The 15,069-nt window shown below is 71.3% G+C and carries 14 protein-coding genes; all 14 read left to right on the top strand.

All coding sequences use genetic code 11. The features are described from left to right. The first annotated feature begins 31 nt into the window (after positions 1 to 31). The 14 genes from pcaD (at position 32) to VSH64_RS47305 (ending at position 15,012) form a co-directional block, all read left to right on the top strand. Complete coding sequence (pcaD, locus tag VSH64_RS47240; RefSeq protein ID WP_326569253.1) at positions 32 to 811, top strand: 3-oxoadipate enol-lactonase; 780 nt, start codon at positions 32 to 34, stop codon at positions 809 to 811. Then, positions 808 to 1,212, top strand: a complete 405-nt coding sequence (gene pcaC / locus VSH64_RS47245; protein WP_326569254.1) for a 4-carboxymuconolactone decarboxylase — start codon at positions 808 to 810, stop codon at positions 1,210 to 1,212. Before pcaD ends, pcaC begins: the two co-directional genes overlap by 4 nt. A gap of 10 nt (positions 1,213 to 1,222) precedes the next feature. Beyond that, positions 1,223 to 2,029, top strand: a complete 807-nt coding sequence (locus VSH64_RS47250; protein WP_326569255.1) for an IclR family transcriptional regulator domain-containing protein — start codon at positions 1,223 to 1,225, stop codon at positions 2,027 to 2,029. Beyond that, on the top strand, positions 2,022 to 2,807 hold the full coding sequence (locus VSH64_RS47255) for a nucleotidyltransferase family protein (protein WP_326569256.1): 786 nt from the start codon (positions 2,022 to 2,024) through the stop codon (positions 2,805 to 2,807). The genes VSH64_RS47250 and VSH64_RS47255 overlap by 8 nt, the downstream gene beginning before the upstream one ends. 38 nt (positions 2,808 to 2,845) lie before the next feature. Next, complete coding sequence (locus VSH64_RS47260) at positions 2,846 to 3,724, top strand: AAA family ATPase (protein WP_326569257.1); 879 nt, start codon at positions 2,846 to 2,848, stop codon at positions 3,722 to 3,724. Between the two features lie 480 nt (positions 3,725 to 4,204). Further along, entirely contained in the window at positions 4,205 to 5,320 is a 1,116-nt protein-coding gene (locus tag VSH64_RS47265) for a vWA domain-containing protein (RefSeq protein ID WP_326569258.1), read from the top strand. After that, positions 5,313 to 6,425, top strand: coding sequence for an XdhC/CoxI family protein (locus tag VSH64_RS47270; RefSeq protein ID WP_326569259.1), 1,113 nt, complete (start codon positions 5,313 to 5,315; stop codon positions 6,423 to 6,425). The genes VSH64_RS47265 and VSH64_RS47270 overlap by 8 nt, the downstream gene beginning before the upstream one ends. A gap of 478 nt (positions 6,426 to 6,903) precedes the next feature. Beyond that, a complete protein-coding gene (locus VSH64_RS47275; protein WP_326569260.1) occupies positions 6,904 to 7,419 on the top strand; it encodes a (2Fe-2S)-binding protein in 516 nt (171 codons plus the stop codon). Next, positions 7,419 to 9,857: a xanthine dehydrogenase family protein molybdopterin-binding subunit gene (locus VSH64_RS47280; protein WP_326569261.1), complete on the top strand. Its 2,439-nt coding sequence runs from the start codon at positions 7,419 to 7,421 to the stop codon at positions 9,855 to 9,857. The genes VSH64_RS47275 and VSH64_RS47280 overlap by 1 nt, the downstream gene beginning before the upstream one ends. Continuing rightward, a complete protein-coding gene (locus tag VSH64_RS47285) occupies positions 9,854 to 10,708 on the top strand; it encodes an FAD binding domain-containing protein (protein ID WP_326569262.1) in 855 nt (284 codons plus the stop codon). The genes VSH64_RS47280 and VSH64_RS47285 overlap by 4 nt, the downstream gene beginning before the upstream one ends. Before the next feature lie 89 nt (positions 10,709 to 10,797). After that, positions 10,798 to 11,565: an SRPBCC family protein gene (locus VSH64_RS47290; protein ID WP_326569263.1), complete on the top strand. Its 768-nt coding sequence runs from the start codon at positions 10,798 to 10,800 to the stop codon at positions 11,563 to 11,565. Positions 11,566 to 11,701: 136 nt separating this feature from the next. Next, positions 11,702 to 12,997, top strand: coding sequence for a GGDEF domain-containing protein (locus VSH64_RS47295; protein ID WP_407655614.1), 1,296 nt, complete (start codon positions 11,702 to 11,704; stop codon positions 12,995 to 12,997). 75 nt (positions 12,998 to 13,072) lie between these two features. Further along, positions 13,073 to 14,131, top strand: a complete 1,059-nt coding sequence (locus VSH64_RS47300) for an NAD(P)-binding domain-containing protein (protein ID WP_326569264.1) — start codon at positions 13,073 to 13,075, stop codon at positions 14,129 to 14,131. 71 nt (positions 14,132 to 14,202) lie between these two features. Further along, positions 14,203 to 15,012 carry an alpha/beta fold hydrolase gene (locus tag VSH64_RS47305; RefSeq protein WP_326569265.1) on the top strand — a complete coding sequence of 270 codons (810 nt, stop codon included), beginning with the start codon at positions 14,203 to 14,205 and terminating at the stop codon, positions 15,010 to 15,012. Positions 15,013 to 15,069: the final 57 nt, after the last annotated feature.

Below are 15,069 nucleotides of genomic sequence, written 5' to 3' on the forward strand. Positions count from 1 at the left end.
TTGTCGACTGTCCACTTGGGAGGTTCAAGGCGTGAGCGGCGTGGCGGTGCACCGGGTCGTCGAGGGTCCCGGCGACGGCCCGGTGGTGGTGTTCTCCAACTCGATCGGCAGCGACCACCGCATGTGGGCGCCCCAGGTGGCGCCGCTGGTCGAGCGCGGCTACCGGGTCGTGCGGTACGACACGCGCGGCCACGGCGCTTCGCCGGTGCCGCACGGCCCGTACGAGCTCGCCGACCTCGGTGGTGACGTGCTGGCGTTGCTGGACGACCTGGGTGTGGAGCAGGCGCACTTCGTCGGGCTTTCGCTCGGTGGCATGACCGGCATGTGGCTGGGCGTACACGCACCCGAGCGGGTGCGCAGCCTCACGTTGTGCTGCACGTCGGCGAAGCTCGGTCCGCCGCAGGGCTGGGCGGACCGCGCGAAGCTGGTGCGCGCCGAGGGCACGGCCGCCATCGCCGAGGCGGGCGTGGGGCGGTGGGTCACGCCGGCGTACGCGCAGGCGCACCCCGACGAGATCGCGTACCTGCGCGCGATGGTGGCGGACACGCCGGACGAGGGTTACGCCGCGTGCTGCGGCGTGATCGAGCGGATGGACCAGCTCGCCGACCTGCCGAAGATCACCGCGCCGACGCTCGTGATCTCCGGTGCCGACGACCCGGCGACACCGCCGGACCCGCACGGAAAGCTCATCGCCAAAGGCATTCCGGGTGCCCGGCTCGAGGTCGTCGCCTCGGCCGCGCACCTGGGCAACTACGAGCAGCCGGAGGAATTCACCCGGCTGATCCTCGAGCGGATCACGGAGGCAGCGTGACAAACGATCGTTTCGACGCGGGCATGAAGGTGCGCCGCGAGGTGCTGGGCGACGAGCACGTGGACGCGTCGGTGGCGCGGACCACGGAGTTCAGCCGCCCGTTCCAGGAGTACATCACCGAGGCGGCGTGGGGCTCGATCTGGACGCGTGACGGTCTGGACCGCAAGACGCGCAGCTGCATCACGCTGGCCACGCTCACCGCGCTGCACTGCCACGACGAGCTGGCCATGCACGTGCGCGCGGCCATCCGCAACGGCCTCACCGCCGCGGAGATCCGCGAGGTACTGATGCACACGGGCGTGTACGCCGGCGTGCCCGCCGCCAACACGGCCATCGGCATCGCGCAGCGCACGCTGGCCGAACTCGGCGAGCCCACCGCGCAGGTTCCCGACGCCGGATAGGGTTTCCGGCATGGACTCCGACGAACCGGCCGAACGCGGCGCGCACCACGTGCAGTCGCTGGAGCGTGGGCTGGCGGTGATCAAGGCGTTCAGCGCGCAGGCGCCGCACCCCACGCTCAGCGAGGTCGCGCGCCTCACGGGCCTCACGCGCGCGGCCGCGCGCCGGTTCCTGCTCACGCTCGTGGACCTCGGTTACGTCCGCACGGACGGCAAGTACTTCTCGCTCACCGCGCGGGTGCTGGATCTGGGGTACGCCTACCTCTCGAGCCTTTCGCTCTCGGAGGTGGCGCAGCCCCACCTCGAGCGGCTTTCCGCGCAGGTGCGGGAATCCAGCTCGGTGTCGGTGCTGGAGGCGCCGGACATCGTCTACATCGCGCGGGTGGCCGTGTCGCGCATCATGACCGTGAGCATCAACGTCGGCACCCGCTTCCCGGCGTACGCCACCTCGATGGGCCACGTCCTGCTCGCCGACATGAGCGCCGCCGAGTTCGAGGCCTACCTCCTGGTCGCCGAACTCGACCCGCTCACCACCCACACCCTCACCGACCGCGCGGCGCTCGAAGAGGAGCTCGCGCAGGTCGCCGCTCAGGGCTGGGCCATGGTCGACCAGGAACTCGAGGAGGGCCTGCGCTCGGTCGCCGCGCCCATCCGCAACCGCCAGGGCCGCGCGGTCGCCGCCGTGAACATCTCCACGCACGCCAGCCGCACCCCGGCCTCCTCCGTCCGCACCGACCTGGTCCCGCCCTTGCTCGACACGGCCCACGCCATCGCGGCCGACCTCGCCGGCTCGAGCCCCGCGCAGGCCGTCCGTGGCTGACCGGGCCGCCACCCCACCGCGGGTCGCCGGGCTGCTCCTCGCCGCCGGGGCGGGGCGCCGCTTCGGCGGACCCAAGGCACTCGTCGAACTGGACGGCGAGCCATTGGTCCGCCGAGCCCTGCGCACCCTGACCGACGCCGGCTGCGCGCCCGTCCGCGTGGTCGTCGGCGCGGCGGCGGACGAGGTGCGGAAGCTGGTGCCGGACCCGGTCCAGGCGATCCACGCCGAGGGCTGGGAAGGCGGCATGGGCGCTTCGCTCAAAGCCGGGCTGGCCGGCCTTGCCGCGCAGTTCCCCGAGAACCCCGGCACAAACACTGGCACCACAGACCTCGGCACCACAGAGTCCACGACTGACCGCGGCGACGAGCGAGGCGCGGCGAGCGAAGATTCGGTGAGTGCCGCACCTGCCGCGGCTGCGCTGACAACCCCGGACACGGCGGACGAAGCGGACCAGGCGGACGAGACCGCGCCCGTCGCGGTGCTCGTGCATCTCGTCGACCTGCCCTGGGTTCCAGCCGAAGCTCTGGCGCGGGTCGTCGCGCAGGCGTCGCCGAGTGCCGTCGTGCGGGCCGCGTACGACGGCGTTCCCGGGCACCCCGTGCTGTTCGGGCGGCGGTGGTGGGGGGAGGTCGCCGAGTCGGCGCAGGGGGATCGGGGCGCGCGGGACTGGTTGCGGGGCCGGGGCGACGTCGTGCTGGTGGAGTGCGGGGATCTGGGCAGTGGGCGGGACGTCGACCGGCCCGCTGACCTGGGCCGGACGCCGAAGAACGAAGCGTGACCGGCACAACCGGGCCCGGGCGCCCTACGATCGGGGGCGTGACCGAGTCCCTCGCCTCGCCCGAAGAGCTCACCGCCGCGCTCGACGCCACCGGGTACCTCGCCGACGAGGGGCTGGCGACGGCCGGGTTCCTCGCGCTGCGCCTGCGCCGGCCGTTGTTCTGCGAGGGGGAGCCGGGGACGGGCAAAACGTCGTTGGCGCTGGCGCTCTCAGCCGCGCTCGACCTGCCGCTCGTGCGCCTGCAGTGCCACGAGGGCATCGACGCCGCGCAGGCCCTCTACGAATGGGACTTCCCGCGTCAGCTCCTGCACCTGCGCGCCCTCGAAGCCGCCGACGGGGGCCGGCTCGACGCGGAGACGGCCGAGCGCTCGCTCTACACCGAACGGTTCCTGCTGGCGCGCCCGTTGCTGCAGGCGCTCACCACCGCGCCGTGTGTGCTGCTCGTGGACGAGATCGACCGCGCCGACGACGAGTTCGAGGCGTTCCTGCTGCAACTGCTCGACGAGTACACCGTGACGATCCCCGAGTACGGCGAGGTCCGCGCCGAACAGCCGCCGCTCGTCGTCCTCACCTCCAACCGCACGCGCGAGGTCCACGACGCCCTCAAGCGCCGCTGCCTCTACCACTGGCTGGAGCACCCCGACCTCGCCCGCGAGATCACCATCCTGCGCCGCCGCATCCCCGGCATCGGGGAGACGCTCGCCCGCCAGGTCGCCGATGCCGTGCACCGCCTGCGCGCCATGGACCTGCTCAAGCCCCCGGGCGTCGCCGAATCCCTCGACTGGGCCCGCGCGCTGATGGCCCTCGACCGCGACGAGCTCGACGCCGCCACCGCCGCCCGCACCCTCGGCGCGGTCCTCAAGTACAGCGAGGACCTCGACCGCGTGCGCGCCAAGCTGGACACACTGTTCTCCTGATCCGCCAGTGTCCACAGTGGACTCGCGGTTAATTGCGTTGACCGGACCACGTCCGGCGAGTCATGCTTTTCCCATCAACGCGACAGAAGCAGCCGAGAGGAGGAAGACCATGCGGATGACCGGGATCGCTCACCGCATCGCGGCCTTCCTCGAGAGCTGACCTGCGCTCAGTCACTTAGACAGCCCAGTCACCTGCTTCGCCCGACATCTCGGGCGAAGACGAGCGCGCCGGTCCCGCACCGGCGAACCCGTCACCGGCGAAACCCCTCGCTGGCGAACCCAGCCACGGCCACCGCAGCCACGGCAAACCCGCCACCACAGCCCTTTCCACAAGCCTCCGCGCGCCCACCCTCCCGCTACCTGGGGTGGCCGCTGCGCGGAGCCGTCGAGCGCGCGCGTCGTCCCGGGGAGGGGACGGCGTGCGCGCTCTGGCGACGCGATCCGGCGACACGATTCGGGAAACCGTTGCACAATGGGTTCATGGACACCGAGGTCGCCGATCCGCTGGCCGGGCTCGCCGGGTTCGCGGCGGCTCTGCGCGAATCGGGCGTGGCCTGCGACGCGCGGCGCGTGCAGGCGTATCTGGCGGCCGTGGCGGAAGTGGACATCGCCGAACCCACGCAGCTCTACTGGGCCGGTCGCCTCACGCTCTGCTCCGATCCCGACGACCTGCCGCGCTACGAAGAGGCCTTCGCCCGCTGGTTCGACGTGGAAGAGAAACGCGGCGGTCCGCAGGCCGTGCCCGCGCAGAAGCGCGCCCGCATCGCTCCGCTCACCGATGGCGGCGCCGGCAGCAGTGAGAGCGACGAGGAACCCGACAACCTCAAAGTCGCCGCCAGCGACCACGAAGTGCTGCGCCACCGCGACCTCGCCGAGCTCACCAAAGCCGAGCGCGAGCACCTGCGCGAACTGCTCGCCACACTCCGCCCGGTGCCGCCCCGGCGCCGGGCCGCGCGGCGGAGGCCGGCGCACCGCGGCCGCCTCGACGCCGCGCGCACGCTGCGCGCGATGCTCGCCGACGGCGGCGAACCCGTCCGCCTGATCCGGAGCAAACGAGGTACCCGGCCGCGCAAAACCGTGCTGCTCATCGACGTCTCCGGTTCGATGAGCCCGTACGCCGACGCCCTGCTGCGCTTCGCCCACGTGCTCACCCGGTCGAACCCCGCGAACGTCGAGGTCTTCACGCTGGGCACGCGCATGACGCGGGTTTCGCGTCAGCTGCGCCAGCGCGATCCGGAGCTGGCCATGCTCGCGGCGGGCAACGCCGTACCCGATTTCGCCGGCGGGACGCGCCTCGGCGAGACCCTGCGCGTGTTCCTCGACCGCTGGGGCCAACGCGGTTTCGCGCGCCGCGCGGTGGTCACCGTGTTCTCCGACGGCTGGGAGCGCGGCGACGTCTCGCTGCTCTCGGAACAGCTCGGCAGACTGCGCCGGCTCGCGCACGCCGTATTCTGGGTGAATCCGCACGCCGGGCGGGAAGGGTACGCTCCGGTGCAGTCCGGCATCGTCGCCGCGCTGCCCCACATCGACCGGTTATTGGCCGGGCACAGCCTGGCGACGTTGGAACGACTCCTCGGGGAGATGGCCGATGCGTGACGTATTGGACGACGTGTACCGCCGCTGGCTGGCGGGCGAAACGGTGGGACTGGGCACGGTGGTGGCCACGTTCTCGTCGGCGCCGCGCTCGCCGGGCGCGTCGATGGTGGTGGCACCCGACGGCACGGTCGCCGGAAGCGTGTCCGGCGGTTGCGTCGAGGGCGCGGTGTACGAGCTGGCGCAGGACGTGGTCGCCGACCGCAAACCCGTGTTGCAGCGCTACGGCGTGACCGACGACGACGCCTTCGCGGTGGGCCTGACCTGCGGCGGGATCATCGACATCTACGTGGAGCCCGTCGACCGCGAGTCGATGCCGGAGCTCGACCAGGTCGTGGAATCCGTGCGCAGCGGCGAGCCCGTGGCCGTGGTCACGATCGTGGAGCACGAGACACCCGGGCTGGTCGGCGAGCGCATGGTCGTGTGGCCGGATCGTGTGGAAGGCTCGCTCGGCTCGTCGCGCATGGACGACGCCGTGGCCGACGACGCGCGCGGCCTGCTGGCCAGCGGCCGCACCGGCACCCTGCGCTACGGGCCCGACGGCCAGCGTCGCGGCGAGGGCATGGCCGTGTTCGTGAACTCGTTCGAACCGCCGCCGCGGCTGCTCGTGTTCGGCGCCATCGACTTCGCCGCCGCCATGGCGCGCATGGGCGCCTACCTGGGCTATCAGGTCACGGTGTGCGACGCGCGGCCCGTGTTCGCCACCAGCAGCCGGTTCCCCGACGCGCACGAGGTCGTGGTCGACTGGCCGCACCGCTACCTCGCCGCCGAGGCCGAGGCCGGCCGCATCGACAGCCGCACGGCCATCGCCGTGCTCACCCACGACCCGAAGTTCGACGTGCCGCTGCTGGAGATCGCGCTGCGGCTCGACGTCGGTTACGTCGGCGCCATGGGCTCGCGCAAGACCCACGACGACCGGTTCTCCCGCCTGCGGGAAGCCGGCATCACCGAGCCCGAGCTGGAACGGCTCTCCTCGCCGATCGGCCTGGACCTGGGCGCGCGCACGCCCGAAGAAACCGCGGTGTCGATCGCGGCGGAGATCATTTCGCTGCGCTGGAGTGGCACCGGACGCCGATTGGCGGCGTTGTCCGGTCGCATCCACAACTGAGTGAACCCTGAAAGTCCCGTACCCCACGAGGGTGCGGGACTTTCTGGTGAATACGCACCTGCGTTCAAAGCACACGAATATCTCCGCATCTGCGGAATGAATGTCCATGATGGACCCGAATTCGCGGCGAACAGCCCTGAAAGTCCCCAAGGGACCGTGTGCTGGGTGGGCGAATGACCGGAAATGCCCATGTCCAGGCGGAAGTCGACCATCGCGCGACCGTCCACGCGGGACTCGGGTGAGTTTTGCCGACGGGTGGAAAAATCACCCGGACGGAGGCCCGCATCTGCGGACTGAGCCTGCCCATAAGGGTGCAGATGCGGGAGTGCGGCCCGGATGTGCGACATCAGGACTTGTCCGCGCGCGAAGGGAGTAGCAGGCTCCCCTGTGAGGCCGATCACGATCGACCTTGGCCGTTCCCGAACCGGCCCGCCGGCCCCACCCGGGTCAGGCGGGCATTTGCTCTTGGAGGCCTTAGATGCGCATCACCGTCACCGTCGACGGCACGAAGTACACCGACGAGGTGGAGCCCCGCACTTTGCTCGTCCACTACCTGCGCGAACGCGTCGGGAAGGTGGGCACGGTCGTCGGCTGCGACACGAGCAACTGCGGCGCGTGCACCGTGCACCTCGACGGCCACAGCGTGAAGTCCTGTTCCGTGCTCGCCGTCCAGGCCGACGGCAGCGAGGTCACCACCGTCGAGGGGCTCGCCCGCGACGGGCAGTTGCATCCCGTGCAGCAGGCGTTCCGCGAAAACCACGCCTTGCAGTGCGGGTTCTGCACGCCCGGCATGATCATGGCCTCGATCGACCTGCTGGCCGACAATCCCGATCCGGACGAACAAGCCGTGCGCGAAGGGCTCGAGGGAAACCTCTGCCGCTGCACCGGCTACCAGAACATCGTGCGCGCCGTGCGCGACGCCGCGCAGCACATGAGCCCGGGCGCAGGACCCGAGGCCGAACAGATCAAGCACGTCGGCGTGGGTGGTGAGTGATGACCGCGACCATCGAGCCGGAAGTCGGCAAGTCCCGTCGCCGCAAGGAGGACGAGCGGCTGATCACCGGCCGCACGCGCTGGACCGACAACATCGTGCTGCCGGGCATGCTGCACCTCGCGGTGCTGCGCAGCCCCATGGCGCACGCGAAGATCGTTTCGCTGGACGTGTCGGGCGCCAAGGACGCACCCGGCGTGATCGCGGTCTACACCGCGAAGGACCTGGACCCGGACGGCGCCATCGGCATGCCCTGCGCGTGGCCGATCACGCCCGACATGAAGTCGCCGCGCCGGCCCGTGCTGGCCGACGGCCAGGTGAACTTCGCCGGTGAAGGCATCGTCGTGGTCGCCGCGCGGTCGGCCGCCGAAGCGCACGACGCGCTCGAGGCGATCGACGTCGAGTACGAAGACCTGCCCGTGGTCCTGGACATGGAGGCCGCGCTCGCCGAGGGCGCGCCGCTCGTGCACGAGGACCTGGGCACCAACGAGAGCGCGGTCTGGAAGTTCGACTCGGCCGAGGCGGGCACCGGCGGCAACGTGGAGGACGCGATCTCGTCCTCGGAGATCGTGCTCAAGCGGCGCTTCCGCCAGCAACGCCTGATCCCGGCGTTCATGGAACCGCGCGCGTGTGTGGTCGACCCGACCGGCACGCAGATCTCGGTGTGGTCGGCCACGCAGGTGCCGCACATCCTGCGCGTGATGACGGCGCTCACGCTGGGCATCCCGGAGCACAAACTGCGCGTGATCGCCCCGGACGTCGGCGGCGGCTTCGGTGGCAAGATCGGCGTGCTGCCCGAAGAGATGATGACCATCCTGGTCGCGCAGAAGCTCGGCAAACCGGTGAAGTGGAACGAATCGCGGTCGGAGTCGATCCTCACCGCGCACCACGGCCGGGACCAGATCCAGGACATCACGATCTCCGCCAACGCCGACGGCACGGTGACCGGGCTCAAGGTCGAGCTGCTGGCCAACATGGGCGCCTACATCGGGCTCGTCGGGCCCGGCGTGCCGATCCTCGGTGCGTTCATGTTCAACGCCATCTACAAGTTCCCGGCGTACCACTTCGCCTGCACCAACGTGTTCACCACGACCACGCTCACCGACGCCTACCGCGGCGCCGGCCGGCCCGAAGCGACGTTCGCGGTCGAGCGGATCATGGACGAGCTCGCCGACGAGCTCGGCATGGACCCGATGGAGCTGCGCGAGAAGAACTGGATCAAGCACGAGGAGTTCCCGTTCACCACGGTGGCGGGGCTGACCTACGACACGGGCAACTACGAGGCCGCCACGGCGAAGGCCAAGGAGCTGTTCGACTACGACGGCCTGCGGCGCGAGCAGCAGCAGCGCCGCGACTCCGGCGACCCGGTGCAGCTCGGCATCGGCATCTCCACGTTCACGGAGATGTGCGGCCTGGCGCCGTCGCGGGTGCTCGGCTCGCTCGACTACGCGGCCGGCGGCTGGGAGTACGCGCAGATCCACATGCTGCCGACCGGCAAGGTCGAGGTCACCACCGGTGCGTCGGCCCACGGCCAGGGGCACGAGACGGCGTGGAGCCAGATCGTGGCCGACCAGCTGGGTGTGCCGTTCGAGGACGTCGAGGTGATCCACGGCGACACGCAGTCTTCGCACAAGGGCATGGACACCTACGGCTCGCGGTCGCTGGTCGTCGGTGGGGTGGCCATCGTGAAGGCCGCCGAGAAGGTGATCGCGAAGGCGAAGCCGGTCGCGGCGCACCTGCTGGAGTGCTCCGAGGACGACCTCGAGTTCGCCGGCGGCAAGTTCACCGTGAAGGGCACGGACCAGTCGACGACCATGCAGGACATCGCGTTCACGGTGTTCGCCGCGCACAACCTGCCCGACGGCATGGAACCCTCGCTCGACTCCGACGCCACCTTCGACCCGGAGAACTTCTCCTACCCGCACGGCACGCACCTGTGTGCGGCCGAAGTGGACACGGAGACGGGCCGGGTCAAGCTGCGCTCGTACGTGTGCGTGGACGACATCGGCGTGGTCGTGAACCCGCTGATCGCCGAGGGACAGGTGCACGGCGGGCTCGCGCAGGGCATCGCGCAGGCGCTGTTCGAGGAGGCTGTGCACGACGAGAGCGGCACGCTCACCACGGGCACGTTCGCCGACTACCTGCTGCCGTCGGCGGCCGACCTGCCGTCGTTCACCACGGCGCGCACCGAGACGCCGTCGACCACGAACCCGTTGGGCGCCAAGGGTGTCGGTGAGGCCGGCACGATCGCCTCGACCCCGGCGGTGGTCAACGCGGTGGTCGACGCGGTGCGCCACTTCGGCGTGAACGACATCGAGATGCCGCTGACCCCGATGCGGGTGTGGCACGCCATCCAGCACGGAACCACCGACGCCGGCGGGCCCGGCTCGGAGGCCGGCGGCGGCCTCGGTTCGATCGACGCCTCCGGAGGTGCGAAGTGATCCCGGCCCCGTTCGAGTACGTGGCTCCGTCCAGTGTGGACGAAGCCGTGCAGGCGCTCGCGGCGGCGGGCGAGGACGCGAAGGTGCTGGCGGGCGGGCAGAGCCTGCTGCCGGTGCTGCGGATGCGCCTGGCCGCCCCGACCACGCTCATCGACCTGCGCAAGGTCGCCGAGCTGCGCGGGGTGCGCGAGGAGGGCGGCGACCTCGTGATCGGCGCGATGACCACGCACTACGACGTGCAGCGCGACGCGCTGGTCGCCGAGCACGCCGCGCTGATCAAGGCGGCGACGGACACGGTGGCCGACCCGCAGGTGCGCCACCGCGGCACCTTCGGCGGCGCCATCGCCCACGCCGACCCGGCCGGTGACCTGGCGGCGCCGGTGCTGGCGATGGACGCGTCGCTGGTGCTGGCGGGTCCGAACGGGCGCCGCACGGTGGCCGCGGCGGAGTTCTTCCAGGACTTCTTCACCACGGCCCTGGCACCCGACGAACTGCTGGTGGAGGTGCGCCTGCCCAAGCACACGGGCTGGCGCGCGCACTACGAGAAGTTCACCCGGGTGGCGCAGGCGTGGTCGATGGTCGCGGTCGCGGCCACCGTCCGCACCGAGGGCGGCGTGATCGAGGAGGCTCGCGTCGCGCTCACCAACATGGGCTCCACGCCGGTGCGCGCGACCGGCGTGGAACAGGCGCTGGTGGGCGCTTCGGCCAACGCCGACGTGATCCGCGCCGCCGCCGCTCTCGCGGCCGACGGCACGAACCCGGCGGCCGACGGCAACTCCGATGTCGAATACCGGCAGCACCTCGCCCGGGTGCTCACCGGCCGCGCCCTCACGGCGGCGGTCGGGGCCTGACGACGCCTCGAGGCCCACCTTCCGGCCGCCACGGTCGTAAGGTGGGCCTCAGCGGTTTTTTCTCGTTTGCTCGGAGAGGAGGTCGGCCCGTGCGGCTCGACCACGAATTCACCGTCCCGGCTCCCGTCGAGGAGGTCTGGCAGGCCGTCATCGACCCCGAGCGCGTCGCCCCGTGCATGCCGGGGGCCACGCTCACCAAGGTGGAGGGCGACGCCTTCACCGGCACGGTGAAGGTCAAGCTGGGCCCGATCTCCCTGCTGTACAAGGGATCCGGCGAGTTCCTCTCGAAGGACGAGGCCACCCGCCAGGTCGTGATCAAGGCCTCCGGCAAGGATTCCCGCGGCGGCGGCACCGCGGCGGCCACCGTCACGGTCACCCTCAGCGCCACCGACGGCGGCACCCACGGCACGGTGGCGAGCGACATCGCCATCACGGGCCGCCCGGCGCAGTTCGGCCGCGGGCTGATCTCGGAGGTCGGCGGGAAGCTGCTCGACACTTTTGCCGGGAACCTGGCGGATTCTCTGGCTGCCGGGCCTCCGGCCGCTGCTGACGCCGGCGCCGGCGCTGCCGCGTCCGGTGCCGCCGGCTCGGCTGGCTCCGGTTCCGCCGAAGCCGCGGTCGCCACGCACGACATCGCCGAACAGGCCGCCGCCGACAAGGCCGAAGCCACGCCGGCCACTGCTCCCAAGCCCCAACTCCGCAGCGTCCCCGCCGGCGGCTCCACCGGTGAAGCGGAAGCCATCGACCTCCTGGACTACGCCGGCCAATCCGTGGCCAAACGCCTCATCCCGGTCGCCGCGGGCGCCGCGGTGCTGTTCGTGGTCTTCATGATCATCCGGGCGCTGCGCCGCCGCTGACCGCCTGACCTCGCCCACCCGCTCTACCCTCACCATCTCCGCCGGCAAAAGCCCGTGTGGGAATTCCCCCGGTCCGGCGACGGCGGTGGGTCGACCGGCTACCCTGGGCCACCTCGTCGGCCGAAGGGGCATCACGATGCTGGGTGCGGGTCCCCCGGGCGTGAGGGGTGCGCTGGCGGGCTGGCGGGAGTGGGACGGCCTGCCGTCGCGGTGGGGGATGTGGGTGGTGGCGCGGCGCAGGTGGATCGCGTACGCCATCGGGACCGAACTGGCGGCCGTGGCCGCCGTGCTCATCGGGTTCACGACCGAGTTCGGCGGCGAGGTGCAGCTCGGCTGGTTCGCGGCGCTCGTGGTGCTGGGCATCGCGCAGGCGGAGATGTCGCGGCGGATCGAGCGGCTGCGGCGGTGGATGAGCGGGCAGACGCACATCAACGTCACCTCGGTCTGGTACCTCGCGGGCGCGTTCCTGTTGCCGCCGGCGTGGGTGGCGTTGCTGGCGCTCGTGCTCTACCTGCACCTGTGGCTGCGGGTGTGGCGCAGCGTGCGCACGCGGCCCGCGCACCGGTTCCTCGCCTCCACCGCGTGGGCGATGCTCAGCTGTTTCGCGGCGTCGGCGGTCCTGACCATCGACCACCTCAACGACGCGACCCTCAACACGTGGCACGGAGTGCTCGCCCTCATCGCGGCCGCCGCCGTGTTCGAGGTGGTGAACATGGCGCTGGTCGCGGCCGGGATCTACCTCTACACCGGCAGCCGGCTGGCCGCGGACCTCGTCGGCACGTGGGAGGACAACGCCTTCGAGATCGCGACGCTGTGCCTCGGCGGCCTGGCGGCGCTCGCCCTCGTGGCGCAGCCGGTGCTGGTGGTGTTCGTGGTGGCGCCGCTGCTTCTGCTGCACCGGTACCTGCTCCTGAAGCAGCAGCTGCAGGTCGCCGCCGTGACGGACGAGAAGACGGGCCTGCTCAACACCGCGGGCTGGCACGATCTCGCCACCCGCGAGTTCACCCGCGCTCGCCGGCGGGGCCCGGGCAGTGAGTTCGCGGTGCTGATGATCGACCTCGACCACTTCAAGCGCATCAACGACACCTACGGCCACCTCACCGGCGACGAGGTGCTGGCCGCGGTGGCCGTCGCGATCGAGGACGCCGTGCGCCAGAGCGACACCGTCGGCCGGTTCGGGGGCGAGGAGTTCGTGGTGCTCCTGCCGGCCACCGGCGGCACGCCCGTGCTCGCCATCGCCGAGCGGGTGCGCGTGGCGGTGGGGGAGCTGACCGTGAAGGTCGGGGGCACGGTGCAGGTCGGCGGGCTATCGGTGTCGGTCGGCGTCGCCGGGTACCCGGAGGCGGGCGACACGCTCGACCAGGTGCTGCGCTCGGCCGACGCCGCGCTCTACCGGGCCAAGGACGCCGGGCGCAATCGCGTCGCCGTGTGAGTCAGAGCTCGAAAAAACCGCGCTTCGAACGAACCGGGCTCGAAATACGCGCCTGGCCAGATTGTTGAACGTTGTATGACTGCGGATCACGAGACCGACGTGGTGGTGATCGGGGCCGGGCAGGCGGGCCTGTCGGCGGCGTACCACCTGCGTCGCGCGGGGCTGGCGAACGAGACCGGCTTCGTGGTCCTCGACCAAGGCAAACGCCCCGGCGGCGCGTGGCAGTACCGCTGGCCCTCCCTTGTGGTCGGCAAGGTCCACGGCATCCACGACCTACCCGGCATGGCCTTCGGCACGCCCGACACGAGCCGGCCCGCCAGTGAGGTCGTGTCCGAGTACTTCGGTCGCTTCGAGAAGACGTTCGACCTCCCGGTGCACCGCCCCGTCGACGTCACGGCGGTGCGCGCGCAAGGCGACCGGTTGCTGGTCGAGACCCCCGTCGAGACGTGGGCCGCGCGCGCCGTGGTGAGCGCGACCGGCACGTGGGACCGCCCGTTCTGGCCGCACTACCCGGGCCAGGAGACGTTCGCGGGCCGGCAGCTGCACACCGCCGACTACCCGGGCGCCGAGGCCTTCCGCGGCCGTCGGGTGGTCGTGGTCGGCGGCGGCACGTCCGCGGTGCAGCTGCTGATGGAGATCGGGCCGGTCGCGAAGTCGACGACCTGGGTCACGCGCCGGCCGCCGGTGTGGCGCGACGAGGAGTTCAGCGAGGACTGGGGCCGCAAAGCCGTGGCGAAGGTCGAGCAGCGCGTGCGCGAAGGGCTGCCGCCGCAGAGCGTGGTGAGCGTGACCGACCTGGCGCTCACGTCCGACGTGCGCGCCGCCCAGGCCGCCGGCTACCTCGACCGCAAGCCGATGTTCGACCACCTCGTGCCCGAAGGCGTGGTGTGGGCCGACGGGACGTTCGCTCCCGCCGACATCATTCTCTGGGCCACCGGTTTCCGCGCCTCGATCGACCACCTCGCGCCCCTGCACCTGCGCTCCGCCGGCGGTGGCATCCGCCTCGACGGCACACGCGTGGTCGCCGAACCGCGCCTGCACCTGGTCGGCTACGGCCCCTCGGCCAGCACCGTCGGCGCCAACCGCGCCGGACGCGCCGCCGCGCAGGAGGTCCGCCGCCTCCTCGGCCGCTGAACTCGACAACTCATTACGCCGTAAAGTATCGTCCTGTCAGATAGCTTACGACGTAAAGAGATGGGGACGACATGGTCACACTGCCCGGCGGCACCACGATCGACGTCGAGGTGCACGGCGACGGCCCGGCGTTGCTGCTGCCCGTGAACCCGCGCCCGCTCGAAGGCGAGCAGGCCGAATCCGTCCGCCAGTGGGGCGGTGACCCAGCACTGGGCCGCTCGCTCCTCGACGGCCTCGCCGGCTTCCGGGTGATCGCCTTCGACTACGAGGGCCACGCCCTCGCGCACCCGCGCCCGGAAACCCTGACCCCCGAAGAAATCTCGGCCGATCTCCTCGCCATCGCCGACTCCGCGGGAGCTGAGACTTTCGCCTGCTACGGCTACTCCTGGCTCGCTCTGGCCGGCCTGCAGCTCGCCCTGCGCACCGACCGGCTCACCGCCCTCGCGATGGGCGGCTACCCGCCACTCGACGGCCCCTACGACGCCATGCTCGCCGTCACCCGCGCCACGCACACCCTGCCCCGCACCGAAGGCGGCACCGCCACGCCCGGCGACTGGGACTCCGTCGACTTCACGATGTCCGCCGCGCAGACCCGCCAGTTCGTCACGCTTTACGAGTCCCTGCAAGCGTTCGACGACCACGCCGTCCACCTGACGGGCCCGCGCCTGTGTTTCGCGGGCACCGAGGACCGCATCGAGTACGGGGAACGCTGGGGTGGCGTCACCGTCGACATCGCCGGTCCGCTGATCCGCAACCGCGCGGCCCTGGAGGAAGACGGCTGGACCGTCGAGCTCCTCGAAGGTCTCGACCACATGTCCGCCATGCAGGCCAAAGCCGTGCTCCCGATCCTGCGTCCCTGGCTGGACGCGAACCTGACGTGACTCGACCCCGACGTGACCCGAAGTTAGACAGCCAAGGCTGATCAGTATAGGCTGTCT

Origin of the sequence: Amycolatopsis rhabdoformis (assembly GCF_035918295.1) — a bacterium.
Lineage (GTDB): Bacteria > Actinomycetota > Actinomycetes > Mycobacteriales > Pseudonocardiaceae > Amycolatopsis > Amycolatopsis rhabdoformis.